Annotated in this window: 24 protein-coding genes and 1 pseudogene; 8 read left to right on the forward strand and 17 right to left on the reverse strand. The window is 34.2% G+C overall.

Features of this window, described 5'->3' with window-relative positions:
* Positions 1-33: 33 nt before the first annotated feature.
* Positions 34-591, forward strand: coding sequence for a YggT family protein (locus A9G07_RS06735; protein ID WP_065734558.1), 558 nt, complete (start codon positions 34-36; stop codon positions 589-591).
* A gap of 27 nt (positions 592-618) precedes the next feature.
* Here A9G07_RS06735 and A9G07_RS06740 read toward each other — a convergent pair whose 3' ends face one another.
* The 4 genes from A9G07_RS06740 to corA form a co-directional block, all read right to left on the reverse strand.
* A complete protein-coding gene (locus A9G07_RS06740; protein ID WP_065561932.1) occupies positions 619-1,041 on the reverse strand; it encodes a YcgN family cysteine cluster protein in 423 nt (140 codons plus the stop codon).
* Positions 1,038-1,286: a YcgL domain-containing protein gene (locus A9G07_RS06745; RefSeq protein ID WP_081299438.1), complete on the reverse strand. Its 249-nt coding sequence runs from the start codon at positions 1,284-1,286 to the stop codon at positions 1,038-1,040. Before A9G07_RS06745 ends, A9G07_RS06740 begins: the two co-directional genes overlap by 4 nt.
* Positions 1,287-1,308: 22 nt before the next feature.
* A complete protein-coding gene (locus A9G07_RS06750) occupies positions 1,309-2,268 on the reverse strand; it encodes a glucokinase (RefSeq protein ID WP_065734559.1) in 960 nt (319 codons plus the stop codon).
* 187 nt (positions 2,269-2,455) lie between these two features.
* Positions 2,456-3,397, reverse strand: coding sequence for a magnesium/cobalt transporter CorA (gene corA, locus A9G07_RS06755; RefSeq protein ID WP_065734620.1), 942 nt, complete (start codon positions 3,395-3,397; stop codon positions 2,456-2,458).
* 206 nt (positions 3,398-3,603) lie between these two features.
* Here corA and ssb point away from each other — a divergent pair, with 206 nt between their 5' ends.
* Positions 3,604-4,125 (forward strand): single-stranded DNA-binding protein, encoded by a 522-nt coding sequence (gene ssb, locus A9G07_RS06760; protein WP_065734560.1) that lies wholly within the window; start codon positions 3,604-3,606, stop codon positions 4,123-4,125.
* Positions 4,126-4,224: 99 nt separating this feature from the next.
* On the opposite strand, the gene A9G07_RS06765 is transcribed toward ssb, so the two are convergent.
* On the reverse strand, positions 4,225-5,010 hold the full coding sequence (locus A9G07_RS06765; RefSeq protein WP_065734561.1) for an AraC family transcriptional regulator: 786 nt from the start codon (positions 5,008-5,010) through the stop codon (positions 4,225-4,227).
* A gap of 124 nt (positions 5,011-5,134) precedes the next feature.
* Between A9G07_RS06765 and A9G07_RS06770 the strand changes: the two genes are divergently transcribed.
* Together A9G07_RS06770 and A9G07_RS06775 are read left to right on the forward strand one after the other, a co-directional pair.
* Positions 5,135-6,022 (forward strand): DMT family transporter, encoded by an 888-nt coding sequence (locus A9G07_RS06770; protein ID WP_065734562.1) that lies wholly within the window; start codon positions 5,135-5,137, stop codon positions 6,020-6,022.
* 113 nt (positions 6,023-6,135) lie between these two features.
* Positions 6,136-6,773 (forward strand): annotated as a pseudogene (locus A9G07_RS06775) (MarC family NAAT transporter).
* 25 nt (positions 6,774-6,798) lie between these two features.
* On the opposite strand, the gene A9G07_RS06780 reads toward A9G07_RS06775, so the two are convergent.
* From A9G07_RS06780 to ptrA, 11 genes are all read right to left on the reverse strand, one after another.
* Positions 6,799-7,488: a DUF2461 domain-containing protein gene (locus A9G07_RS06780; protein ID WP_065734563.1), complete on the reverse strand. Its 690-nt coding sequence runs from the start codon at positions 7,486-7,488 to the stop codon at positions 6,799-6,801.
* A complete protein-coding gene (kdsB, locus tag A9G07_RS06785; RefSeq protein WP_065734564.1) occupies positions 7,489-8,253 on the reverse strand; it encodes a 3-deoxy-manno-octulosonate cytidylyltransferase in 765 nt (254 codons plus the stop codon). It abuts the gene before it with no gap.
* A 46-nt stretch (positions 8,254-8,299) separates the two neighbouring features.
* Positions 8,300-8,458 carry a Trm112 family protein gene (locus tag A9G07_RS11895; protein ID WP_081303369.1) on the reverse strand — a complete coding sequence of 53 codons (159 nt, stop codon included), beginning with the start codon at positions 8,456-8,458 and terminating at the stop codon, positions 8,300-8,302.
* On the reverse strand, positions 8,455-9,468 hold the full coding sequence (gene lpxK, locus A9G07_RS06790) for a tetraacyldisaccharide 4'-kinase (protein ID WP_065734565.1): 1,014 nt from the start codon (positions 9,466-9,468) through the stop codon (positions 8,455-8,457). Before lpxK ends, A9G07_RS11895 begins: the two co-directional genes overlap by 4 nt.
* Positions 9,469-9,535: 67 nt before the next feature.
* Positions 9,536-11,833, reverse strand: a complete 2,298-nt coding sequence (locus A9G07_RS06795; protein ID WP_065734566.1) for a DNA internalization-related competence protein ComEC/Rec2 — start codon at positions 11,831-11,833, stop codon at positions 9,536-9,538.
* A gap of 199 nt (positions 11,834-12,032) precedes the next feature.
* Positions 12,033-12,323: an integration host factor subunit beta gene (ihfB, locus tag A9G07_RS06800; RefSeq protein WP_065561940.1), complete on the reverse strand. Its 291-nt coding sequence runs from the start codon at positions 12,321-12,323 to the stop codon at positions 12,033-12,035.
* 99 nt (positions 12,324-12,422) lie between these two features.
* Positions 12,423-14,105, reverse strand: a complete 1,683-nt coding sequence (gene rpsA / locus A9G07_RS06805; protein WP_065561941.1) for a 30S ribosomal protein S1 — start codon at positions 14,103-14,105, stop codon at positions 12,423-12,425.
* Between the two features lie 120 nt (positions 14,106-14,225).
* Positions 14,226-14,906, reverse strand: a complete 681-nt coding sequence (gene cmk / locus A9G07_RS06810) for a (d)CMP kinase (protein ID WP_065734567.1) — start codon at positions 14,904-14,906, stop codon at positions 14,226-14,228.
* A 1-nt stretch (position 14,907) separates the two neighbouring features.
* Complete coding sequence (gene aroA, locus A9G07_RS06815; protein ID WP_065734568.1) at positions 14,908-16,188, reverse strand: 3-phosphoshikimate 1-carboxyvinyltransferase; 1,281 nt, start codon at positions 16,186-16,188, stop codon at positions 14,908-14,910.
* A 30-nt stretch (positions 16,189-16,218) separates the two neighbouring features.
* Complete coding sequence (locus tag A9G07_RS06820; RefSeq protein WP_065734569.1) at positions 16,219-17,091, reverse strand: helix-turn-helix domain-containing protein; 873 nt, start codon at positions 17,089-17,091, stop codon at positions 16,219-16,221.
* A 100-nt stretch (positions 17,092-17,191) separates the two neighbouring features.
* Positions 17,192-20,071, reverse strand: a complete 2,880-nt coding sequence (gene ptrA / locus A9G07_RS06825) for a pitrilysin (protein WP_176713957.1) — start codon at positions 20,069-20,071, stop codon at positions 17,192-17,194.
* 294 nt (positions 20,072-20,365) lie between these two features.
* On the opposite strand from ptrA, the gene A9G07_RS06830 reads away from it, so the two are divergent.
* The 4 genes from A9G07_RS06830 to A9G07_RS06845 are packed head-to-tail and all read left to right on the forward strand — an operon-like array spanning position 20,366 to position 24,979.
* Positions 20,366-21,556, forward strand: coding sequence for a YaiO family outer membrane beta-barrel protein (locus tag A9G07_RS06830; protein WP_065734570.1), 1,191 nt, complete (start codon positions 20,366-20,368; stop codon positions 21,554-21,556).
* Positions 21,544-22,428 (forward strand): hypothetical protein, encoded by an 885-nt coding sequence (locus tag A9G07_RS06835; protein WP_065734571.1) that lies wholly within the window; start codon positions 21,544-21,546, stop codon positions 22,426-22,428. The genes A9G07_RS06830 and A9G07_RS06835 overlap by 13 nt, the downstream gene beginning before the upstream one ends.
* Positions 22,429-22,461: 33 nt before the next feature.
* On the forward strand, positions 22,462-23,877 hold the full coding sequence (locus A9G07_RS06840) for a glycosyltransferase family 2 protein (RefSeq protein ID WP_081303371.1): 1,416 nt from the start codon (positions 22,462-22,464) through the stop codon (positions 23,875-23,877).
* Positions 23,867-24,979, forward strand: coding sequence for a hypothetical protein (locus A9G07_RS06845; RefSeq protein WP_065734572.1), 1,113 nt, complete (start codon positions 23,867-23,869; stop codon positions 24,977-24,979). The genes A9G07_RS06840 and A9G07_RS06845 overlap by 11 nt, the downstream gene beginning before the upstream one ends.
* A 46-nt stretch (positions 24,980-25,025) precedes the next feature.
* On the opposite strand, the gene prfC is transcribed toward A9G07_RS06845, so the two are convergent.
* A complete protein-coding gene (gene prfC / locus A9G07_RS06850; protein ID WP_065561949.1) occupies positions 25,026-26,618 on the reverse strand; it encodes a peptide chain release factor 3 in 1,593 nt (530 codons plus the stop codon).
* Between the last annotated feature and the right edge of the window lie 52 nt (positions 26,619-26,670).

Here is a 26,670-nt window from a genome sequence, read left to right on the forward strand (position 1 = left end):
ATTGCAGATCATTTTAGATTTTAGGAGTATTAAATGATTTCGTTAATCTTCTTAGGAAGGGCTATTTTCACTATTTGCTTATACATACTTATTCTACGTTTGTGGATGCAGTATGCGCGAGTAAATTTTCATAATCCCTTTACTCAATTTATTGTTCGTATTACCCAACCGATTATTGGTCCAATGCGAAAACTTATTCCATCTATTGGTCGTATCGACACGGCGACATGGATTCTTTTTTATGCAGTTGCATTACTAAAAATTATGTTTATTTTCCGTTTTGAGGGATATAACGCACCGTTGTTTAGCCCTTATTACCTATTATTCGCCTTGGCTGCAATGGCTCATGCGATTGGACACCTCATTTTTTGGTTATTATTATTTAGAGCTATTTTAAGTTGGGTTAGTCGTGGACAATCTTATACTGATGAATTACTTGCTCAATTAACAGAACCACTTATTGCACCTATTCGGCGCATTATACCGCCATTAGGTATGATTGATATTTCATTTATGATATTTGTTTTTATATTAATGTTTTTAAACTTGTTAGCTGTCGATTTTCTTGGAAATTTATGGCTTATACTATAAAAATAAAAGAGAGCCTAGGCTCTCTTTTTAAATAATATGATCTTCCCAACAAATCACATCTTTTTCATACACAATTCGATTTTTGACTGATATTTTTAATTTGTGCATTAACTTTTTATTTCCAACAATTAATGGATGCCATTGCGGTAACTGCCCTGTTTCTGAAAAATAACGATAAGCGCAAGTTGCTGGTAACCACTCAATTGTCAGTAAATTTTCCCTTGTCAGCTTGATGCAATCAGGCTCATATTTAAAACGGTTGTGGTAATGTCTGCACTGGCAGGTATTTGAATCAAGCAAATTACATGCAACATTGGTATACAGTATTTCGTCAGTATCCTCGTCCTGTAATTTATTTAGGCAACATTGGCCACAACCATCGCATAGTTGTTCCCACTCGTCATCACTCATTTGATCTAAAGTTTTATATTCCCAAAATGGTTCAATCATACTTTAAAATCGTCTTCATTTAACATTTGTAAGAAAAATCCATCCGCTTTAATTTTTTCCTCAATTTCCTGTGCTGTTCCTACCACAAAACGCCGTTTACCATCGAGTAAGACTTTCATGACAAAAGCTGGCGTGCCAAAAATTGACATAATTTTTTCAGGAATTGGAGAGAAATCGTTCTCTTTTTCCATATAGAGATAACAATTTTCTTTTTTTGTGCTTCTATAAATATAACACCACATCATAAACTAAAATCCTATTTCTCAATTATCTCAGGCTATTTTGCAAATAGACACCTGCACCAAATAATCCCGGATCTTTATGAGTAATCACATAAACAGGAATTTTTTTAACTAAATAAGACATACGACCTTTATGTTCAAATGCTTCTCTAAATGGTGATGATTTAAAAAATTCTATAAATCTAGGCACAATACCACCAGCAATATACACACCGCCTTGAGTATTAAGTGTTAAGGCTAAATTACCCCCAAATCGCCCCATAAAAGTACAAAAATGAGTTAATGTTTCTGAGCAAATTGGGCAACTATTTGATAATGCTTTATTCACAATAATATCTGGGGTGATATCTTCAACTGGTTGATTATTGATCTGTAACAAAGCTTGATAGATATTAACAATACCATTACCCGATAAAAAACGCTCTGAAGAAACTCGACCAAATTTTTTTCTTAACTGAGCTAAAATTCGATCTTCTTGTTCATTAACCATAGGTAATTCTGTATGACCACCCTCGCCTGATAGGCTAATCCAATGACCATTAACTTTAACTAAATGAGAAACCCCTAACCCCGTTCCGGCACCATAGATTGCTATTGGATAATCAAGATTCGGCTCCTCACCACCAATTTTAACCACATCTTGCGCGGATAATTGAGGAATAGATGTTGAAACTGCAGTAAAGTCATTAATTACTTCTAACTTAGTTAGTTTAAGTTCTTTGATAAGTTCTGAACGAGAAAACGACAAATTATTATTAGTCATTTCAATCAAATCACTTTCATTGATTGGGCAAGCTATGGCAATGCAAGCCATATCCACTGTTACCGCTTGGGATTTCAAATAGTTTTTAATTAATTCAAGTAGTACATCATCTTTTGAAATGAGGATTTTAGTTATTGCGGATAATTCATTAGTTGCTAAATCATAAAGTGCAAAACGAGCGTTGGTTCCACCAATATCGGTAACTAGTGCATATTGACTCATGTTATTCCCTTTTTCTAAAAATAAAATCTTTCTATATGAACAATAGTTCAATAAATATTAAAAATAAAACTGGCAATATTATGGACTATTTATAATGATTTAACTAGATTGCTTTAACAGAATTTACTATTACCGCTAACAAAATTGTTAGCGGGTAATTTTTAAAAAGTTGAAAGGAAAATAACCACTAAAGCCATTTTTTGAGTTTAAAGTAAATGTAAGGAGCGACCCCTGCTATTAACATCAACAATAAAGATAATGGATATCCATATTCCCATTTTAACTCAGGCATATTTTCAAAGTTCATACCATATGCTGATGCAACTACTGTTGGCGGTAAAAATACCACAGAAACAACCGAGAAAATCTTAATTATTCTGCTTTGTTCAATATTTATAAAGCTAGTAGCTGCTTGCATTAAAAAGTTAACCTTTTGGAATAATGACTCATTATGGGGTACTAATGATTCAATATCTCGAATAACTTCTCGCGCTTGTTCTAACTGTTCAACAGGCATCTTAGCACGACGAACTAAATAGTTAACCGCACGCTGACTATCCATTAAACAGAGGCGTACTTTCCACGCCGTATCTTCGAGCTCAGCTAAGGAAGTAATCGCTTCATCATAATGCTCTTGAGCAGAACGATCCATGATAATTAAGCTCAATTCTTCTAGCTCACTATAGATATTTTCAATTTGATCGGCTAATTGTTCAACTTTAACTTCAAATAAATCTAATAAAACTTCATACGGATTTCCATCATTCATTCCCTGATAACGAGAACGCATTCGGTATAGTCGAAACGCAGGTAAATCGCGTTCACGCAATGTAAATAAACGTCCATTATGCACGGTAAAAGCGACGGTAGAGTTACCGGCGCGATCTTCTGCATCTTCATAAAAAAAGAAGGAGTGAACATGTAGTCCTTCATTATCTTCGAAAAAACGAGCTGATGCTTCAATATCGTCTAATTCGATACTTGTTGCTAAATTTTGACCTAAATTGGTCAAGATGAATTCACGATCAGCTTCTTCCGGCTCGATCAAGTCAATCCAAGTCGCATTCTTTATATCGCCTTCATTAATTTTTACTAATTGTTTGTTTTTTAATCCAAACGCATTAATCATAAGGCCTCCAGCAGAAAAATGTTTAAGATATGAAATGGGTGGCATTATACTCGTTATAGGCAAAAATTCCTATGTCTAAGCCAATCTTTCTGAATTTTTAAAATTTGGATACAAACTTCCAAATTTAAATTAAATTCGGTGATGTTATTTCAGTCTCATGTTACAATAGCGCAATTATATATCTATGCAATTGTTAGGAGTTTATAATGGCAACCCGAGGAATTAATAAAGTCATTTTAGTTGGTAATTTAGGTCAAGATCCAGAAGTACGTGTCATGTCAACTGGTAATACTGTCGCAAATTTTAATGTTGCTACATCAGAAACTTGGAAAGACAAGCAAACTGGCGAGAATCGAGAAAAAACAGAATGGCATCGAATTGTCGTATTTGGTAAATTAGCTGAAATTACGGGTGAATACATTAAAAAAGGAACACTCGTTTATATTGAAGGGCAACTACAAACTCGTAAATGGCAAGACCAATCAGGTCAAGATCGTTACACTACAGAAGTTGTTATCAACCCTATTGGTGGCGTATTGCAAATTTTAGGTAACCGCCCTAATAATGACTCTTATAATGAAGGTTCAAAAAGTTGGGGACAAAGTGCAAATAATACATCCTCTGCGCCAACTACTCCTGCAGCATCTCGTGCTTCATCAACTGCACCAGCAAGTCAACCAGCTATGCCTGAACCACCAATGGATTTCGATGACGATATTCCATTTTAATCGTTATGTATTCGATTCATTATTATATAGGCGTATAAATTACGCCTTTTTCAAATAGCATTTTTACAATCTTCTTCAAAAATCCCCCACCTATTGTGCCTAGCTTTTCTTATAGCCGGTATTAGAACGATAAAGCTCTGGTGTAACGCCTGAAATATTTTTAAACATAGTAATAAAAGCAGATACTGAACTATAACCGACAGAAAACGCGATGTCTTGTATCGATTTTCCTTGTTCTAAAAGCGAAATGCTATATAAAAACCGTAGTCGCTGTCGCCACATACTAAATGACATGCCTAATTCTTGCTGGCAACGCCTTGCAAGAGTTCGTTCTGTACTAAAAACTTTTTTAGCCCATTGTGCCAGTGTCTTATTATCAGCAGGATTACGTTCCAACTCATTTAAAATCGGGGCTAAGTATTTATCTTTAGTATTGGGTAGATACATATTATGGTAAGGTTCTGCTGAAATCTGATCAATCAATACTTGCCCTAACCTCAAATCTTGCTCACTTTCTGGTTGTACAATATTTCGGTCAAAAAAGGAATCAATAATAGCTTGGCTAAGCTTACTCAAGTTAAGCAAACAAGTATTTTTAGGCATCGCTTGATAACTATTAATATTAATTGTACGAAACCATGCAGATTTTTTATTAAAACAAGCATGTTCGGTATAGGGTGGAATCCATAATGCGAAACCCGATGGCGCCAAATAACGTTGATCTTTAACCGTTAAAACAAAAATTCCTGACTTTACACAAATAACCTGTCCCCAAGGATGATGATGTGATGAATATTCATTATCAGCATTGAACGATTCATGATGGAAAAAGAGTAATGGTTTTAGATTAGAAGTAGTTAAAATTGATTGTTTTTTGACATTCATAAATAGTTAAATAGAATAAATTTTGTCTTATATTAGATCATTTTGTCTGATTAAAGAAATATTTATTAAATAAGACAAGATAAACTAGATTTATTTTTCTACTCGTTGATTTATCAAAAAATATATGGCTTATTTATACCCATTTATTGCAGTATTTATTTGGGCAGGCAATGCCGCTATCAATAAATTATCTGTTGGCGTGATTGATCCGGCAGTTATCTCATTTTATCGCTGGCTTCTCGCTCTCATTTTATTAACCCCATTTTTGCTAAAAGGTATTACTAAAAATTTACAGCAAATCTACCCACATGTTTTTAAATTAATGGTGCTAGGTCTACTTGGTATGGCTTCATATCAATGCCTGGCTTATTATGCTGCTGCAACTATTAGTGTATTAACTATGGGAATTATTATGTCAATAATTCCATTATTAACCATTATATTAAGCCTATTTATTTTAAAAGTAATACCCACCCAAGGCGTGCTAATTGGTAGTATTTTATCTTTTATGGGATTAATTTGGCTGATTAGTGGAGGTCATCCGTTACTCAAACTTGGTATTGGTAAAGGCGAGATAATGATGTTATTGGCGGCACTATCTTATGCACTTTATGGTGTGTTAACTAAAAAATGGACTATGCCTATAACCAATTGGCAGTCAGTTTATGTCCAAATTATTTTTGGTACATTAGCTTTATTACCCGGTTTTTTATTAAGCGATAATATAACTATAAATTCGGATAATGTTTGGTTGGTCCTTTACGCAGGCATTCCAGCTTCTATAATTGCACCATTTGTTTGGATAATGGGTATAAAAAAACTCGGCGCAAATAAAACTGCCCTCTTCTTAAATTTAACTCCATTTATTACCGCTATAATCTCAATAATATTTTTGCATGAAACACTCTATAGCTACCATATAATCGGTGGAGGTATGTCAATAATTGGCGTGATATTAGCTCAAAACCTAAAATCACCATTATTTAAAAAAGCATCTAATGAAAGTGATTAATTAAGCCGTGTTTAGCAACGATGATATCAATTATCAACTGCTGGTTGATGTATCTTTTTTTTATATTTCATATATACCTAATTAAAACTATTATTATGATTTAGATTCATTTTATGCTGGAACTTATACAAACTGTTGGTTTGATTCTGTTTATACCATTCCATTGACTACCGTTGTATTACTATTAGGTCTATCAGGTGATATGACCAATGAAGATTACCAATCAAAAATGACTTGTATTTATGTCTTTATCATTATGAGTGTGTCGTTTTATTGTGGCCAATTAGTAATGAGTAGATTCGGCATCTCTATTTCTGGATTACGTATCGCTGGCGGAATGATTGTTGGTATCATTGGTTTTAGAATGCTATTTCCTCAACAACTCTCTCACAAAACGTTAGAAGCTGATGAGAAGAAAAAAGAAATTTCAAATAATATTGCATTTGTTCCCCTAGCTATGCCAAGCACCGCTGGCCCAGGAACCATTGCGATGATTATCAGTATGTCTTCAACTGTGAAAAGTGGTGGGTATAACGTATCAACTTGGGTAGTTTATGCATCATCTATTCCATTACTATTATGTATTATTTTATGGTTCTGTATGCATAGTGCAGGCAGCATAATGCGGTTTATGGGAAAAAGTGGCATTGAAGCCACTTCAAAAATTAGGGGCTTTTTATTAGTTTGTGTGGGTGCCCAGTTTATTATAAATGGTGTTAAAGAATTAATTTTAAGCTTTCAAAATATTTGAGGAGCGCTATTTTTTAATATCTATTTTACAGATTTGGAATGTTTTTAATCATTTCAACCCGCATTAAATAATCATATAGTGGTAATAGTTGTTTAAAACCTTTAGTAAGTTTATCCGCTAAGTTACCATCTAATACATCTTCAATATGATTATTGGTTACCATCACGGCAAGATTTTTTCGGTTATACCATGTCGATATTTTTTCATCTTTGATTAAAGGTCTTTTGTAAGACTCACCAACTAATTCAAATGGCTTTTTAACACAGCGAATAACTTTTAGAAATTTTTCGGTATCATTTAAAATTTCTTCACGAAATATATCCATAGTCTGTTTCGATGCACAATAATAACCTAATCCGTAACGATAACAATCTGGACTGATTTCAAAAAAATAGGCTGGCGCCTCTTTCCAATCACGATTTGGGCGTTTGAAAGTTAACCATAGTCGGCTACGATATAACGATTTGTCTTTTGAGAATCGAGTGTCACGATGAATACGAGATATGGTTTTACCAATAGCGGGACGCGTTTCAAACCACTCATCGATTTTTAGCATAGCTGGCGTTAACTGCTCAACTAATAATCTAAAAGGTTTTACTAAATCATTGTCATAAATAGCTCGGTGCTCATCAAACCAAGCCTTACTATTATTAATCCATGCATCTTGTAAAAAGTTTAATCCTGCCTGGGTAAAACCTGTAAACGTTGCCATCATCTACTCCTTAAATAATGTTCTTACTTTTTCTAAATCTTCTTGAGTATCGACACCAATTGCTGGAGGTTGTTTAGCTACAGCGACATGAATTTTTTCACCATACCAAAGTACACGCAGTTGTTCTAGCATTTCAATTGACTCTAATGCCGAAGGTGCCCATTTTATATACTGCCTAATAAAACCAGCTCGATAAGCATAAATTCCTATATGACGTAAATAAAAATCGCCAATTTGATCTACCTTACCTTGCTCATTTAAATTAGCAAAACGGTCTCGCTCCCAAGGAATAGTCGCTCTTGAAAAATAAAGTGCATAACCATCTTTATCTGTCACGACTTTTACTGCTCCCGTATTGAACGCCTCTTCAACGCTATCAATAGGAACAGCTAACGTTGCCATGCCAGTTTTGAATTTCACTAGATTTTCGGCTACCTGATCAATAATAACTGGGGGAATCAAAGGCTCATCACCTTGAACATTAACGATAACTTCATCATCAGCAAATTTGTAACTATCAATTACTTCCGCTAACCGTTCTGTACCGGAATTATGCTTATCGCTAGTCAGAATTACTTCACCATTATAGCTTTTGACTACATCAAATACTTGTTGGTTATCAGTTGCAATAATTACTCGATTAGCTGACGATTTTTTAGCCTGCTCCATAACTCGAATTATCATTGGTTTGCCATGAATATCTGCAAGCGGTTTTCCTGGCAAACGGCTTGAAGCATATCTTGCAGGAATAATTACCGTAAAACTCATAAAATTACCTCTAAACTTTTTTATTCTTTATCACAATGAGATGGAACTAATTGCTTTGCTTTGCTTCGCTTGCTAATAAAACCGGAATACCATCTTTAATCGGGTAAACCAGCCGATCTTTTTGGCAAATTAATTGTTGATTTTGCTTATCATACTCCAATTGACCATGGCATATAGGACAAGCAATAGCGCTTAATAGAATCATTTTTTTTCTCTTAGTGATTTTTTTTCTACAAACAGTGAATAAATCTTTTCAATAGCTTGATTAGGTATTACTGCATCAATGGGTAAATACCACCAGTTAGGTAATGCAAATTGACGACATTTTACTGCATCTTTTTCAGTCATTAAAAGTGTTTGATTATTTTCCACTACTTTCTCTAATAACGGAAGCGTAAAATTTTGGTGATCAGCAAAAGATTCTGTATGAACTAAATCAGCTTTCATTTTAATTAGCATATCAAAAAAACGCTTTGGATTACTGATACCTGCAATTGCACAAATATGATGAAGTGATGACAATTCACATTGTTGGTTAGTTAAGAGATTTACTACATGACCAGGTAATAATTGCATGGTGAAGGTTTTATCTGAAAATTGATTTACTATATCACCTGTACTATCTCCATTGATAATAATTAAATCAACCGATTTTAATCTTTCTCTTCTTTCTCGCATAGGTCCAGCAGGTATCCACCACCCATTACCAAATTGGCGTTTCCCATCGACCACAACAATTTCAATATCACGAGCTAACGCATAATGCTGTAAACCATCATCGGTTAAAATCACATCCAATTGATAAGATTCTAATAACGCTTTAACTGCGTCAACTCGTTTTGGCGCGACTGCTACCGGTATATGGGTTCGCTGAAAAATTAATACAGGCTCGTCACCGGCTTGTTCAGTTCCAGTATGTTCATCTAAGACTAATGGATAGTGATCAGATTTTCCACCATAACCTCGCGAAACTAATCCTACTTTTAGCCCTTTAGATTTCAACGCCTCAATTAAACTAATGGCAAGTGGCGTTTTACCATTACCACCCGCCGATAAATTTCCAATAACAATAATTGGAACAGGAGACTGCCATGATTTTAATACACCAAGTTTGTATAGTTGACGACGAACGGAAGCAATAAATCCATATAATAATGAAAATGGCAGTAGCAACCAAAATGATTTATTTTTACCATACCACAGTTTTTCAATCATCATATCGCCTGCTATTTTCAATCATTTTTAAACCTTTAGTGACCCTATTTAAAGTACTTCCCTTATTTTACTCATAAAACGGTAAACTACCAAACCAATCATGATACCATCTTGGATTAATGTCATGTCGCAACGTTTTTTGCTGCCATGAAGTAGGATAAAAAAACAGACTTATTTGCCCTTCTCTTCCTGTAACAAAATAATTAATATTTAACTCTTTATAACGAGCAGTGATTTTATTTGAAGGGAGTTGCCAAGGGTTATAACGTGAGGTTGAAGTTAATGCATTAACTGGATTAACGTAGTTTAAAAATGGGTAACTTGACGAAGTATTACTACCATGATGTGGAGTCTGTAATATTGTTGAAGATAGATTTTTCTTATGTTGCATAACTAAATCATACTCTTGCCTTCGTTCTAAATCACCGGTTAACAGCACTGAAAATCGACCATCAGTAAGTTGTATTACACACGAATCAGCATTTTCCGTGTTATCAACTAATTTAGTCGGCCATAGCACTTTAAGATTTAAGTGCTTCCAATAAAAATTATGCTTGGCTAAGCAATTATAATCATTGCGTAAACTTAAAGATGAACTCATAAGCCAGGCATTGGGATAACGTTGTTTTAAATAGGATAATCCTCCAATATGATCATTGTGACTATGGCTAATAATAATTCCTTCAAGCTGGAGGTTATGCCATTGCAGAAAAGGAGTAATAATTTGCTCTGCTGCTGAGCTGTTTTCCCATTTTGCACCCGTATCATATAAAATAGCTGATTGACCATTGTGAATTACAATAGCAAGACCATGCCCAACATCTAGCATATCCATTCGCCAAAGATAATCTGGTTGTTTATAGAAAGGAGAAAAAGCCAGCGTCAAAATAATGAAAAGTGTAAAACTAAACCTTCGCCAAACTGCTGCTCTTATTATTATAAAGGCTAACCAACCAATAAAGCTTAGAAAGTAAAAATCCATTGAGATAGTTAACCACATATAATTTAGACAATCTAAACAATGAAATAACCATTCAAGCGAATATTGGGCAACAAACCAGAACCATAAAGCAAGATAAAAACAGTTGATTAAACTAAATAATAGTCCCAGTAAAATTGCTGGGAAAGTAATTAAAGAGATAATAGGAATAGCAATCAAGTTAGCAACCAGTGAAACAACGCTTATACCATGAAAAACATACAATTGGATTGGTAGAAGTAATAGTATCAAACCAAATTGTAAATGTAATAATCTAAATAAATACCACCGTTTTTTATTTTTCATCGCGTTAGGTAGTGGTAACCAATCAAACAAAAAAATTAAACTAACCACAGCATAACAAGACAACCAAAAACTTTCGGACAATATCATTAACGGATCAATAATTAATAGTAATGCAATAATACGATTAACTTTTTGCCACGCACTTATTTGATTATTCTTATAACGTAAATATATCCAAATCGATAAAGCAAAAATCGCTCGTAATGTTGGTGGATTAAAACCGGTTAACCACGTATAACCTATACTGCACAACCAACCTACTATAATCGGTAGAAAGAAATAAATATAACGTTGTGGTAAGCAAAAAACGAATCCTTTAGTTATTCCAAAGCAAATATAAAAAACTAATAGAATATGCATTCCAGAAATAGCCATTAAGTGAGCAACACCTGTTTGCATCATTGTTATTCGATTATGAGTTTCAAGTTGTGAGCGATCACCAAAACCAAGTGCTAATAAAATATCTCGATAACTAAATAAATTAATATAAGGTAGGCATTTATCTGCAATGAGTTGTCGAAAATTAGATTTATCCTCGAGTAAAACTGATTTGATGACTTTTGCTTTTAATAAAGATTTATTGGCTATCGCAAATCGTTGTTTATCAAATCCTCCTTCATTTAAATAACTATGGACTACTTTAGTTTTTATGGTTAATTGCCAAATTTGTCCAGCTTTTATTAATTCGGGTTGTTCCCAATAGATAATGACGGGTATGGGTGAAGGCAAAGGTTGATCGGAAATATTGGTAATTGAAAATTTTACATAATGGGGAGTCATTGTTTGAATTTTAGCAGGAGCCTGTGTATTAATACTTTCAACTTTTGCCGTTATTGCTAATGTTTGGTCAATATAAGGTTCAATTGAACTGAGATATTGCTTTGCTATAGCGGTCGACCAGAGAAAGCTTAATCCAAGGATGATGATAAAAGTAAAATAACGTTGAAATTTAGCCGCTAAAATAATGAGTATAAAAGCTAAAATATACCAATCTTGATCATTGGGTAACGATGGTAAAAAAATTAATGGAATGCTACCTAATGAAATTGCTATTGCCATTAAATCTATTGAACACCGCATCAACTTCTACTTCTTATATTGACTAAACAGCCAATCTAACATGCTCAGACTTTTTTGAAGTTAATTTATAATTAATATTAGATCTCTATTCCAATTTACAGATAACTCTTTCACTTTTTATATTAAAGAAAATGATTTATTCAATAACAAAAAAGCCTTTGATTTTACTCAAAGGCTTTTTTTAATTAACTAAATTTAATTATGCTTTAGCTGCATTATTTACGCGTTCACGTAGCTCTTTCCCTGGTTTGAAATGAGGAATATATTTGTGTTTAACTTCAACATTTCCACCTGTTCTAGGATTTCTTGCTTTACGTGGAGCACGATAATTTAAGCTGAAACTACCAAAACCGCGGATTTCCACACGATCGTTAGTCTCCATCGCTAATGCGATTTGCTCAATAATATCTCTAACAGCATCATCAACCAGTTGCACAGGAAGGTGTGCCCGCCAGTTGACTATTTTTTCAGCTAAATCGGATCTGTTCATGGTCACTCCTAATTTAATTTATGTAGTATATAATTTATTCATTTTATACCACAAAAGAAAAAGAGGGCAAGCCCTCTTTACTCTTTCAATAGATATTTTTTACTCAGTTTTTGACGCAGCTTTGAATGCTTCAGCCATTGCGTTAGTAAATGACGCATCTTCTTGAGGTGCAGTATTATTTACAGCAGCAAGTGCTTCTTTCTCATCAGCTTCATCTTTAGCACGGATAGATAAAGAAATTGCACGAGTTTTACGATCGATATTTACAATCTTCGCTTCAACTTCATCACCAACGTTCAATGCAGTAGTTGCATCTTCAACACGTTCACGAGCAATATCTTGTGCTTTTAAGTAACCTTCGATACCTTCAGCAATTTCGATTGTTGCACCTTTAGCATCAACAGCGGTAACTTTACCTTTAACAATTGATCCTTTTTTGAAGTTAGATGCAAAACTGCTGAATGGATCGTCTTCAAGTTGTTTGATACCTAATGAGATACGTTCACGCTCAGCATCAACTTGTAAAACAACGGCTTCAATATCATCACCTTTCTTATAAGCTTTAACTGCTTCTTCACCTGGCATATTCCAAGAAATATCAGAAAGATGAACTAAACCATCAATACCACCATCTAAACCAATGAAGATACCAAAGTCAGTGATTGATTTGATCTTACCGCTAACTTTATCACCTTTATTGTGTGCTTCAGCAAATTGTAACCATGGATTTGGTTTACATTGTTTAAGACCAAGAGAAATACGACGACGTTCTTCATCAATTTCAAGAACAACAACTTCAACTTCATCACCTAAGCTAACCACTTTAGATGGGTGAATGTTTTTGTTAGTCCAATCCATTTCAGAAACGTGAACTAAACCTTCAACGCCAGTTTCGATTTCTACGAAACAACCGTAATCAGTTAAGTTAGTTACTTTACCAGTTACTTTAGTACCTTCTGGGTAACGTTTAGCGATTGAAACCCATGGATCTTCGCCTAATTGTTTTAAGCCAAGAGAAACACGTGAACGATCTTTATCGAATTTAAGAACTTTAACAAGTAATTCTTGACCAACTTCAACCACTTCACTTGGGTGTTTAACACGTTTCCAAGCCATATCAGTGATATGAAGTAAACCATCAACCCCACCAAGATCAACGAATGCACCGTAATCAGTAAGATTTTTGATGATACCTTTAACTTCAGAACCTTCTTGTAGATTTTCAAGAAGTTGTTCTCTTTCTGCGCTATTTTCAGATTCAATTACTGCACGACGAGAAACAACTACGTTGTTGCGTTTTTGATCTAATTTAATAACTTTTAATTCGATTTCTCTATTTTCAATATGAGAAGTATCGCGTAATGGACGAACATCAACAAGCGAACCAGGTAGGAACGCACGAACGCCATTAAGATCAACCGTAAAGCCACCTTTAACTTTACCATTGATAACACCTAAAACGGTTGCAGCATCTTCAACTGCTTTCTCTAATGTTAGCCACGCTTCATGACGTTTAGCTTTTTCACGAGATAAAATTGTTTCACCAAAGCCATCTTCAATTGAGTCAAGAACAACGTCAACAACGTCGCCAACTTGAACTTCTAATTCGCCTTGGGCATTTTTAAACTGCTCTACTGGAATTGCTGATTCAGATTTTAAACCAGCATCAACTAAAACAACATCTTTGTCGATTGCAACGACAGTACCACGGATCATATTACCAGAACGAGTGTCTAGTTGATTTAAAGACTCTTCAAAGAGTTGAGCAAAAGATTCAGTCATATTTTATTTACTTTAAGTTTAATTTAACGTCCACATTACTTCATGTCTTGTGGGGTTGTTTACGATACTCCACTCATCCTTGTAATGGAGCTTGGTTCACGCCAAAGTTTAAATATAAACTTACAGCGCAAGTTTTTCTTTAATATACATAACAGATTGATTAAAAACATCTTGAATTGAAAGCGATGTTGTATCAATTATTAGTGCATCAACCGCAGGCTTTAATGGCGCAACAACTCGATTACGATCTCGTTCATCTCGCGCGGTTATCTCCTGCAAAATTTCGGCGAATTTAGCATGAATTTGCTTATCTTGCAACTGTTTCATTCTTCTTTCTGCCCTTGATTGTGCACTAGCATCAAGAAATAGTTTAACTGGGGCATCAGTAAATACCACTGTCCCCATATCACGACCATCAGCAACTAGCCCAGGCATCTGTCTAAAGTCACGTTGTCGCTGTAATAAAGCAACTCTAACTTCATTTATTGACGCAACTTTTGAAGCGGCTCCACCAGTCTCTTCTGTTCTTATCTCGCGAGAAACATCCACATCATCTAACAAAACTTTCACATCATCACTACTGGTATCAAACGTAAGCGGCAGGTTAAGAGCCAATGTTGCTAATTGTTTAGCATCATCTAAAGCAATATTTTGTTTCAAAGCAGCAAGTGCAAGCACACGATAAATTGCACCAGAATCTAAAAGGTGCCACTTAAAATGATTCGCTAATGCTTGACACAAAGTGCCCTTGCCAACTCCACTTGGTCCATCAACAGCAATAACCGGAATATTTTTAGTCATGTTATATTTCGCTTAATCGTTTAAATTGTTCAAAATAATCAGGAAAGGTTTTCATTGTGCATTTTGGGTCTAAAATTGTGACTGGAGTATCAGACAGTGCAACTAATGAAAAACACATTGCCATACGATGGTCATTGTAAGTTTTAATATCAGCATGATTTAATTTAATTGGAGGAATAATTGTAATATAGTCATCCCCTTCCTCAACGGTCGCACCTACTTTACGTAGCTCGGTTGCCATTGCTGATAAGCGATCCGTTTCTTTAACACGCCAATTGTAAATATTTCGAATAGTCGTTGGACCTTTAGCGAATAACGCAGTAGTTGCAATGGTCATTGCTGCATCAGGTATATGGTTCATATCCATATCAATGCCATTTAATTCATTGCGAGTACATTCAATATAATCATCAGCCCAAGTGATTTTAGCGCCCATCTTTTCAAGCACATGTGCAAATTGGGTATCGCCTTGTAAACTCTTTTTACCAATACCTGTTACGCGAACGGTGCCACCTTTGATTGCTGCAGCAGCTAAAAAATAAGAGGCTGAAGAGGCATCACCCTCAACCAAATAATGGCCTGGTGATTGATAAGTTTGATTAGCTTTAATGATAAATTTTTGATATTTTTCATTAATAACCGAAACACCAAACATCTCCATCATTTTTATCGTGATATCAATATAAGGTTTAGAAACCAGATCACCAATAATAGTAATTTCAGTATCGTTGGCAGCTAGCGGTGCAGCCATTAAAAGTGCGGTTAAGAACTGACTTGATACCGAACCATTTACCTCAATCTTTCCACCGGTAAAACCACCATGGATATGTAATGGAGGATAACCTTCGTTTTCAAGATAATCAATTTTAGCCCCACCTTGACGCAAAGCATCAACCAAATGGCCAATTGGACGCTCTTTCATACGAGGTTCGCCGGTTAATACAATATTGTTATCAGCTAAACACAACGCAGCAGCTAATGGACGCATAGCGGTCCCAGCATTACCTAAAAATAGCTCTAATGGATGACTAGAGTGTAATTTGCCACCTACTCCATCAATATCACAAATTGTTCGATCACTTGATAATTGATATTTAATATCCAAAGCTTTTAAAGCATCAAGCATATAGCGCACATCGTCACTATCAAGTAAATTAGTTAATCGTGTTTTACCATTGCTAAGTGCAGACAAAAGTAAGGCACGATTTGAAACACTTTTAGAACCAGGTAGATTAATCGTACCACTAAATTTTTTTATCGGTTGTAATGTTAAAGATAACATAGTAACTCTCTTTAATAATTTCAATATTCTTTAGAATTTATCTAAGGTGGCTTTCAATAAATTTATCGCTTGCTGATCTTTGGCACTATCTTGCCACAATTTATCAAATAAATGACGATAACGCTTAATCGCATCTTCTGATGAAGTTATTGAGGCGATACCCGTTGTAATATTAGGTAACTCACCTAATCTAAACGGGCTCATAGCTAAAGCTAACGCATTATCATTTTGATAAAATATTTGGAAAGCAATAGATGGAATAGCTTGCTCAGTAATAGCAATTGTTGGTGCATAAGCTTGATCTTCAATTAATTCGATTAAATGATAGACCTCCTTGCGCGCCAACAACATTCTTTCAGACTTTTTACCCGGCGAAATAGTCAGATTGCCAACTAAGCCGATATGCAAAAACCGTTCAACATTACGTAAGCTAATTAAATTAATTACTTTAGGGACAGATTGATAAAACTGAGTTTTGCGATCATGTAAAATAGACAAAGAAGTCGCATATCTTTCAGCCTCAATATTATCACTCGATTCTCTTAACATCATCCCTAAATGAGACAAATAATCAGGCGAAGTTAAAAGAAAAGAAAAGGGATCGAAATGAGAAAAGATATGAGTGGACTGCTCTTCGAGTTGACGCATACGCTCAAAAAAACCATCACCACTTGAATAATATTCTGTATCAATGCCAAGTAAACTAGCAAATGACGTATCTAACAAAGAAGCTAATCGTTCAAGCGTTTCTATTTTAACGATTTCGCCTTTTTCTAAACGGTAAACCGCAGCTCTTGAGATCCTAAGACTTTCAGCAACCTCTTCAGCCCTAAGAGAGGCAGCGATACGATAAGCTCGTAACCGCTGTCCGATAGCAAAATAATCAGTCGATCCAGTAATCATAATTTACTCAAACTATTGGGATTTCGGCAGTGTACCATATGATAAGTACAATGCCAATTTAATGTAATGATATTTCAGATCGAATCTATGTTTTAGAATATTATTTTAACAATTCGTCTTGTAACGATGATGCATTTTTGAACTCCGTATAATCGGTAATCGCTTCAGGTTGTTTTTTACCATCCTCAGGTTGACCTAATACTTGCGATGCTATTACCAAACCTTTTTGTTCAATAACTGCATTTTTATAAAATTCAATTAAATCCTCTTTAGTGAGTTTCTTAAGTAACTCTATTTTTTTATCACGCGAATCGAATTGGAAACGAGATAAGCGATAGTCTGATCTCAAACGATCAAACTCTTCATCTAAAGATTGTGGTGGCATTGTCTGCTCTTCGATGATACTTCTCTTATACTCCTCAACATCATCATTAGATAATGCTTCTAGTTTAGTTAACATTGTTGGATAAAACGCTTGGTAACGTTTTAATAAATAAGCAGGATCATATTGATTACTTTGAACAGCAAACCCTAGTCCTACTGATTCACTTATGTATGATGGAAAAACACCAACCAGATAACCTAATTGTTCATTGCTACGCAGTTGATCAAAAAACCAAGAATACATAATGTTAGCTAAAGTATATCCAACTATTTGACTCTTAGTGGAATCATAATTGATTGGAAAATAGGTCATTAACAACGCATTATCTGTGCTTTTTGCTTGTTGGGTTATTCTAGCTGTAAAGGCAGTTTTAATTTTAATATCATCTAATGGTGTAAATTCAACATCACGCTTTAAAGTCTTTTGAATGGCATGATAAAGATCTAATGAATCTTCATTTGAGATATTACCCAAACTAATCATATAAGGAACTGATTGAGTCATCAAACTATCGCGATAAGCTTGAACATCACTTACAGTGATATTATTGGTAATTTGTCGTCTTTCACCTCGCTCATAATAGTGAGGCATTTTAGATAAAGCGAGAACTGGCTCTGACGCTAAACGTACACTTTCAAAATGGTCAGCCCCATCAAGTCGTTGAAGATACCATGATTTAGCTAATTGTAAATTTTGCTCATCAATGGTCACTTGTCGATAACTATTAAGAATGGCTAAAACCATATCTGGTAAATGTTGATTAAAACCATTAGCGGTTATCATTAAACCATTATCAAGACCGGTTGATAGTGACATTCCAGCATTACCTGCTTGAAATTGTAATTGCGTCAAATCTCGACTTACAATGTAATCAAGTAACTCAAAAGAAACTGACGATTTTGCATCTTTAAACGCCTGATTATTGCGTAAAGAAACAGCAATTACAGCCTTAGGATCGTGACTAAAATGACGACTAACAAAATGGATATGATTACCACGTTTACTAAATGTCGCGGGTTGAATCTGATCATTATTTTGTCTGACAATATTAAAATTGTCAGGAATATATGGATTTAGCTCAGGCAAACTAAACGAAAACGCTCTACCTAAATCAGCCCAACTTGTTTTTAATTCATCAGTGATATTATCAACTTTATAAGGTGCATTAAGGAAATAAGCCGTTTTGTCAGTAGTTTGATTTGGCGCAATTAACCAAACTCGAACATTTTCAGGCGTAAAACTTTTGAGTCGATTGATGATAGCATCTTTATTCAAATGTTCAGCAATATAATCAGAATCTAATACATTTTTAACCGGGTAAAGAAGCATCTGATCGGATAGCCATTCTACATAAGACATATCACGGTTAACATCTTTATACTTAAAAGACAAAGCAAAGACTTTTTTTATCTCATCATAATACGCGTCTGAAACACCCTGCTTTTCAATTAATTGTAAATAATTAAAAATGGCTGCAATAACCTTATCTTTCTGAGCTAAGCCTTCATCGGTTAAAATAACATTAATATTAAATGTGCCACTATTACCATAATATTTACTATCACTAGTAGCTTGAATAGCTTCAACCAAGCCCTGTTTTTGTAGCTGATCAGCTAAAGTATTTTTACTATTATTACTGATGAGATAAATAAGGTACTCATTGGTCTTATCAGAAAATTTGTCGATATCATTTTCAATCGGAAATTTTAACGACAACATTTTTCTAGGTTGGGCTGGTATCATAGTAATTTCTTTACCAGTAAACTCCTGAGTAACAGCTTGTTGAGTAATTGGCGACACAGTTATATTTTTATTAGGAATTTGACCATAAGTAGATTCAGCCAACGCCTCTAAATTTTTGATCGGTTGATTACTATAAATAACCCCAACCATAATATTAGCTGAATAATATTTATCATGAAAATTAACCAATGCATCTTGCAATTTACTATTATCTTTATCACGTAAAGTTTCTAAATTCCCACCAGAAAATTGTGATGCCGGATGATCCGGATTAATCGTCTCAGCATCAACCTGCTGAATTCGAAAACCATCACTAGAGCGGTATAACGTCATCTCAGCGTTAACAGCATTACGTTCTTTATCAGCAAATTTAGGATCAAAAATTGGCTCAGCAATGGCATCGGCTAAATAATCTAACGCCTTATCAATTACACTATTTTCAACTTCAAAGAAAAATGCGGTGCGATTACCGCTAGTTGTCGCATTGTAGTTACCGGCATGTCGAGCCAAAAATTCTGTAAAACTTGATGGTTGAGGATATTTTTTCGAACCCATTAACACCATATGTTCTGTGTAATGGGCTAAGCCTTGTTGAAGGGCTGGATCATATAATGAACCAACAGGCAATGCGATAGAGCCGAGTGATTTGGTTGCCTTAGGATCGGAAACTAATAACACACGCATTTTATTATCAAGTTCAATCACTTCATATTGACGATCATCTCGTTCGCTTTGGTGAACTTTATCTAATAAAACAGAATGATCATGCTTATTTTCAATAGCAAATGAATTGTTAAAAGAAAAAAGAGTTAATGCAGTAAAAAATAGTGTTCTTGTTTTCATATTATTCATAGAATTCTTTCCAAATAAGCGTTCATTATATTCCGAATTAATAAATAAAACGATTAAAAACCAACAATAAAAGGACATATGTCAAATTTCAAAAAACATACTTAATTTTTATATGTATTTTATTATCTGTTTCATATATAATTCGGCCCAATACGTTTATCGTATTAATCTAGTAAAAATACGTTAGACGCTACTCAGTCCCAAACTTTCCCAAATTTGTCGATTTTATCGACGCATAAAGATACACATTAGTTTTTGATATTTAGAAATAATTTAATGGATTAAGGTAATTATATGTACTATAAGTTTGTCTTAATTGTCAGTATTTTGTTTTGCAGTTATCAAACAGTCGCAACCACAAATAGAGATAATGATGCAATAAAAGCAGATCAATTATTAAAAGAAAGTATTGATGCGAAAAAATCACAAAATTTTGAATTAGCAATATCAAAATTAATAAAAGCGAATCAACTACAGCCAAATAATTCCGATATTCTTGTCCAACTAGGTTTCAATTATTACGCACTAACTCAGTTAGAACAAGCAAAAAAATCGTTTGAATCCGCACTTGTTATCGCCCCCAATTACATAGATGCGCAATATGGTTTAGTTAGTGTTGTTTTAGCTAAAGATCCTAACCATCCCGAAAAAGCCAAATTGTTACTTGATAAGTACTTAAATCTAACACCTAATGACGAACAATTACTGTCCCTACAGGCAAACATTGATAACATAAAAAAAAATACACATTACTGGAATATTGTTCTATCTGGCACACATAGTCGATTATCTAAATCTTTGCCGAATTGGAATGAAGTGGATTTAGCACTATCTTATCGGCTATCACCGCAAAATACCATAACCGGCCATTTTACCCAAGCAAACCGTTTTCATAGCAACGACCAAAAAATAGGCCTAACTTATTGGCACACATTCAACAATAAAGCGTATGGTTATCTATCAGGTTCTGTCGCCACATCTAAAAAATTTTACGCAACATATACAATAACAAGCGGTGGGGATTATCAATTATTTTCCCCGTATAATGATCAAATAAATTCATTCCATATCACCCTCGATGCAAAGTTGGACCACTATAACGATGGCAACATTAAAACTATTTCACCGGGTATTGAACAATTTTTCTTTAATGATCGTTTATCCATAGCAGGTAAATGGTACAACACATTTGATCAAGACAACCATCATATGAGTGGTTATTTATTTAAAACCACCATATCACCTACAGAAGAATTACATCTCTTTGCAGGATATGCAAATAGTCAAGAAACATCCGACCGTTCGATAAAATTTAATCGTTCATTAATTAAAGTCAAATCTCATTTTATTGGATTGTCATATGACATATCTAATTCAATAACTGGGTTTGTAAACTATAATAATGAAGAAAGAGTTCAAACCAACCACAGCCGTAAGTTATATACTAAAAAAACACTAGGATGTGGAATAAAATGGACATTCTAACTCGATACCTAAATTTATATAATGCCTGTTTCATTTTTATTAGCTTTATTGTATTGATAGTAACCATTGCAATTTACATCAAACGTGAAATTCAATTTAGAAGACACAAGAAATTAAAATTGAAATTGCTAAAAATTTACAAAAAAGCATTGAAAACAGGTGATGAATCTTATTTTAAGCAAGAGATAACAAAAAAATTATCGCTAAATTGCGTAGCAATAATTGCTGCCTATTTTTTCGAGAAACATCGCGAAAAATACATTTTAACTTATTTTGATCTGGAACCATTCCAAAATAAACTTAGGTTACTATTGAAAAAAGGCACAATAAAACAGAAAATCGATGCGGCTAACATGTTAGCATATTATCCTTGCGAAAAAACGAATCAAGCATTAATTCAGGCTTGTAACAGTTCTCGCCAAGAAGTCGCCATTGCTGCAGCATTGAGTCTAGTTAAAAACGCTTCAGATATTTCGATAATTCAAATAATTATTACGCTATTTAACAAGATACCGCAAAAGGGCGTATTTTGCTTTTTTAGGCTGTTACCTTCCAATAAATTTCTAGAGCTTGAATCGCTAATCAATTGTGAAGATTTTGCCAATCACCAATTTTTTACTATCTTAAAAAAAATTTCTAAGAACTACATTACCCCCTATCTTATTCTTGCAAAAGAAGATGAGCGTACTTATATGCAAACTTTTTTTGAAAAATTACTGGAACTACAAACAACGCCACAAGGGATAATACACAGTTGTTATCTTCTTAATTTCATTAATGAAGAATGTTACATAAAGAAATCATTAAGCATTGAAAAACTAATAACAGAACATTTTGATTCAAAAAGCAAACTATTTATCGATAAAAATTAAATAATTCTTAAAGCAAGAGATGTGGGTAAAATAATGAGCGATTATATAAACAACATAATGATGTTTGGTGTTAAATTCTTAGTTATAACGATTATGCTAATTGGATTAGTGCAAATATTCATCTATTTTGTGCAGCTATTGGTAACAATTTATGTGTTACTCAAAAATCCGAACAAAGAGAGAAAGATCCAGACCGAAAATGATGGTATTTCACATCCAATTACAATCATTTTACCAGCTTATAATGAAAGTGTAACTATAATTGATAGTATCGAATCAACATTAGCGACTCATTACCCTAATGTTGAAATGATAGTTGTAAATGATGGCTCAACAGACAACACTTTTTCAAAAGTGAAAGACTACTTTGATTTACAACCTATTGCGCATCACTTAAATGAACGTAATCAACTCTCTCATGCTAAAATAAGAGATGTTTACGTATCAAGAAAAGATAGCCGGCTTAGAGTTATAGATAAAGAAAATGGTGGCAAAGCAGATGCGCATAATGCAGCAATTAATTTAAGTAATTCCCCAATTATCTGTCTTATTGACGCTGATTCAATTTTAGCACCTGACGCCATTAACAAAGCGGTAGTCCCTCTAATTGACGACCCTAAAACAGTTGCAGTAGGTGGAGCTGTGCGAGTTGCTAATAGTTGTTCTATTAGAAATGGAATAATATCTAAAATCAATTTATCTAAAAGATTCATTGTACAAATTCAAATTCTTGAATATATGAGAGTATTTCTCTTGGCAAAAATTGCTTGGAATCATTTTAATACTTTACCGATAATTTCAGGTGCATTTGGTTTATTTAGACGAGATTTTGCAATAAAGGTCGGTGGTTTTTGTGTCGGTTCTGTTGGTGAAGACTATGATATCACTCTAAAATTGCACAAATATATTTATGACTCTAATGTTGATTACAAAATTGATTATGTCCCAACCGCCATATGTTGGACCCAAGTGCCTGAAAAATGGAAGGTATTAAAAAACCAACGTATTCGATGGCATATTGGCGCACTACAAACTTTTATAAATTTTAAATCGTTAACTTTTAAACTAAAATATAAAAAGTTAAGCCTTATGCTATTACCTTTTTCAATATTAACCGATATTTTAGGTCCAATTGCTGAACTGCTAGGGTACTTTTTAATACCGTTGATTTGGTCTCTTGACATGATAGATAGCAACGTAATGTTATCTTATTTTTTAATTGTTTTTGGTTACAATAGCCTTATAAGCGCTTTTGCTATAGCGATTGATGGTGTGCTATTATCAGGTTTAGATAAAACTAGATATCTACTAAAACTATTTATTACTGCATTACTAGATAACTTTGGATATCGACAGTTATACCTATATTGGAAACTTAAAGGCTATGCTAGATTAATAAAAGGCAATCTATCTTGGGGAAAAATGGAGAGGGTAAAATTTGACAAATAAACTTAAAATCTTCTATTTATTATTTGTGATAAGTTTTATTAGTCCTACAACATTTGCTGAAAATTTAGCGTTAAATATGAGTTCCATCAATGTAAGACATTGGTATTATTTAAGTATTCCTGAAATCAAAAAAAGTGTTACCTTACTATTAAAGCTACTTGAAAAAAAAGATTTCATAAACACTAATTCGGTTCTTAAAAATGCCAATGTCTATCCAAATATTAATCAATTAAATGCAGATAAGATGAAGTCAAATTATACCTCTTTGCCCAATCAATATAGATCCGATATCAATATTTCGATGTGGAATTGGCATACGGAAAATTGGATTCATTCACCAAGTCAATTTCTGACTAAACTAAAACAGAAAGGTATTAATCAAGTTTATCTCCAATTGAATATTGTAAATGGGCATATTCAAAATCAAGATAAGTTATTTCAGCTACTTGATATCGCGGCAAAAAAGAAAATGAGCATTATTGCAGTTGAAGGATCACCTGATATGATTACTGATTCGGGTCTGAAAAATGCCATTGAACGCAATAAAGTCATTAAAAAGTTATGCCAAATACACAATCCTTGTCTTGCTGGAATTCAATATGATATTGAACCTTACTTATTGACTGAATATGCACAAAATAAAAGTCACATTTGGCAAAGATGGAATAATGCAATAAAAACATTAAGTGAAACTTGGCATGATAAAATTGAAATAGTCTTACCATTTTGGTTACTTGATATAGAAGACGGAAAAAATATAGTCGAAAAGACACTACCATATAGCTCAAAATTAATTATTATGGCTTATCGCACAAAGTTAGCACAAATTTATACGATTAGTTCTCAATGGCTAACTTGGGGGGAGCTCAACAATAAAAAAATTGTTATTGCTCTTGAAAGCAGCATTATTGAAGATGAAACATCAGAAAATGACAATCAATATCCACAAAGTGACGAATCACAAACCACAAGCTTAAATCAATCTATTAGCTTTATGGGGGAAGAAAAAAAATTATTTAGCACGATTAACCAGCTATCAACCTATTTTTCTCAATGGTCATCATTTGAACGATTTGCTTTGAATGGTTTGGAAAGTAAATAAAAGAGACAGAGTCTCTTTTATTACATAGCATAGATTAGATAGCATATTAATGTTCGCGAGTTTTTCTGAACTCAACATCCGGATAACGTTCTTGGGTTAAATTTAGATTAACCATACTTGGTGCAATATAAGAAAGATTATCACCACCATCTAAAGCCAAATTCTGTTCACATTTGCGTTTAAAGTCCTCAAGTTTCTTAGCATCGCTACACTCAACCCAACGCGCAGTGGTGACGTTTACTGGCTCATAAATTGCTTCAACGTTATATTCAGATTTCAAACGGGCAACCACCACATCAAACTGTAACACCCCAACTGCCCCAACAATTAAATCATTATTGGCAATTGGGCGGAATACTTGAACAGCCCCTTCTTCTGAAAGCTGAACTAAACCTTTTAACAATTGTTTTTGTTTAAGTGGATCTTTTAAACGAATTCGACGGAATAATTCCGGTGCAAAGTTAGGAATACCAGTAAATTTAAGATCTTCACCTTGGGTAAACGTATCACCAATTTGAATCGTACCATGATTATGCAAACCAATAATATCACCAGCATAAGCTTGCTCAACATGATCACGATCGCCTGCCATAAAGGTTAATGCATCAGAAATATTAACATCTTTAGCAATACGAACATGGCGTAACTTCATACCTTTTTCATATTTACCTGAAACAATGCGCATAAACGCAACACGGTCTCGGTGTTTAGGATCCATATTTGCTTGGATCTTAAATACAAAACCGGTAAATTTTTCTTCGCTGGCTTCAACTTCGCGTTTATCTGTTTGCCGAGGCTGTGGTGCTGGCGCCCAAGCAGTTAGACCATCAAGCATATGATCTACACCAAAATTACCTAACGCAGTACCAAAAAACACAGGCGTTAAATCACCAGACAAAAATGCATCTAAATCAAACTCATTTGATGCACCTTGCACTAATTCTAATTCATCGCGAAGTTGTTGGGCCAAATCATCACCAATGGTGCTATCAAGTTCAGGATTATCTAATCCTTTAATGATTCTAACTTCTTGAATGGTATGACCTTTACCGGTTTGATAAAGATAAGTTTCATTTTTAGCTAAATGATAGACCCCTTTAAATAACTTACCACAACCAATTGGCCAAGTAATTGGGGCGCACATAATATTAAGCTCGTTTTCAACTTCATCTAACAACTCCATCGGATCACGAATATCACGGTCGAGCTTATTCATAAAAGTTAAAATAGGCGTGTTTCGTAAACGTGTAACTTCCATTAATTTACGCGTTCTGTCTTCGACACCTTTTGCTGCATCAATCACCATCAAACAACTATCAACTGCGGTTAAGGTTCGATAAGTGTCTTCCGAAAAATCCTCATGCCCGGGGGTATCAAGTAAGTTCACCAAACAGTCATTATAAGGAAATTGCATAACGGAGGTCGTAATTGAAATACCACGCTGTTTTTCCATCTCCATCCAGTCTGACTTAGCGTGCTGCGCATTAGCACCACGCCCTTTTACTGTGCCCGCAGTTTGAATGGCTTGTCCAAAAAGCAAAACTTTTTCGGTAATGGTTGTTTTACCAGCATCGGGGTGAGAGATAATTGCAAAAGTACGACGAGCATTCACTTCGTCTAAATAAGCTTGTTCTGTCATAAAATTAATTAATTTAGCTAAGCAAAAAAATGATGCGGTATTCTAGCAGGTC

The sequence above is a fragment of the Gilliamella sp. wkB72 genome (assembly GCF_001693745.1).
Classification (GTDB): Bacteria; Pseudomonadota; Gammaproteobacteria; order Enterobacterales; family Orbaceae; genus Gilliamella; species Gilliamella apicola_E.

Coding starts and splice junctions, on each gene's coding strand:
- prfC (WP_065561949.1), bottom strand. CDS start 26,618: ATGACAGAACAAGCTTATTTAGACGAAGTGAATGCTCGTCGTACTTTT.
- A9G07_RS06840 (WP_081303371.1), top strand. CDS start 22,462: ATGAGCGATTATATAAACAACATAATGATGTTTGGTGTTAAATTCTTA.
- cmk (WP_065734567.1), bottom strand. CDS start 14,906: ATGACTAAAAATATTCCGGTTATTGCTGTTGATGGACCAAGTGGAGTT.
- A9G07_RS06835 (WP_065734571.1), top strand. CDS start 21,544: ATGGACATTCTAACTCGATACCTAAATTTATATAATGCCTGTTTCATT.
- corA (WP_065734620.1), bottom strand. CDS start 3,397: ATGATTAATGCGTTTGGATTAAAAAACAAACAATTAGTAAAAATTAAT.
- A9G07_RS06820 (WP_065734569.1), bottom strand. CDS start 17,091: ATGATTACTGGATCGACTGATTATTTTGCTATCGGACAGCGGTTACGA.
- ssb (WP_065734560.1), top strand. CDS start 3,604: ATGGCAACCCGAGGAATTAATAAAGTCATTTTAGTTGGTAATTTAGGT.
- A9G07_RS06780 (WP_065734563.1), bottom strand. CDS start 7,488: ATGATGGCAACGTTTACAGGTTTTACCCAGGCAGGATTAAACTTTTTA.
- aroA (WP_065734568.1), bottom strand. CDS start 16,188: ATGTTATCTTTAACATTACAACCGATAAAAAAATTTAGTGGTACGATT.
- A9G07_RS11895 (WP_081303369.1), bottom strand. CDS start 8,458: ATGATTCTATTAAGCGCTATTGCTTGTCCTATATGCCATGGTCAATTG.
- ihfB (WP_065561940.1), bottom strand. CDS start 12,323: ATGAACAGATCCGATTTAGCTGAAAAAATAGTCAACTGGCGGGCACAC.
- rpsA (WP_065561941.1), bottom strand. CDS start 14,105: ATGACTGAATCTTTTGCTCAACTCTTTGAAGAGTCTTTAAATCAACTA.
- A9G07_RS06750 (WP_065734559.1), bottom strand. CDS start 2,268: ATGAGTCAATATGCACTAGTTACCGATATTGGTGGAACCAACGCTCGT.
- A9G07_RS06770 (WP_065734562.1), top strand. CDS start 5,135: ATGGCTTATTTATACCCATTTATTGCAGTATTTATTTGGGCAGGCAAT.
- kdsB (WP_065734564.1), bottom strand. CDS start 8,253: ATGAGTTTTACGGTAATTATTCCTGCAAGATATGCTTCAAGCCGTTTG.
- A9G07_RS06740 (WP_065561932.1), bottom strand. CDS start 1,041: ATGATTGAACCATTTTGGGAATATAAAACTTTAGATCAAATGAGTGAT.
- A9G07_RS06765 (WP_065734561.1), bottom strand. CDS start 5,010: ATGAATGTCAAAAAACAATCAATTTTAACTACTTCTAATCTAAAACCA.
- A9G07_RS06745 (WP_081299438.1), bottom strand. CDS start 1,286: ATGATGTGGTGTTATATTTATAGAAGCACAAAAAAAGAAAATTGTTAT.
- A9G07_RS06830 (WP_065734570.1), top strand. CDS start 20,366: ATGTACTATAAGTTTGTCTTAATTGTCAGTATTTTGTTTTGCAGTTAT.
- A9G07_RS06795 (WP_065734566.1), bottom strand. CDS start 11,833: ATGCGGTGTTCAATAGATTTAATGGCAATAGCAATTTCATTAGGTAGC.
- A9G07_RS06735 (WP_065734558.1), top strand. CDS start 34: ATGATTTCGTTAATCTTCTTAGGAAGGGCTATTTTCACTATTTGCTTA.
- ptrA (WP_176713957.1), bottom strand. CDS start 20,071: ATGAATAATATGAAAACAAGAACACTATTTTTTACTGCATTAACTCTT.
- lpxK (WP_065734565.1), bottom strand. CDS start 9,468: ATGATTGAAAAACTGTGGTATGGTAAAAATAAATCATTTTGGTTGCTA.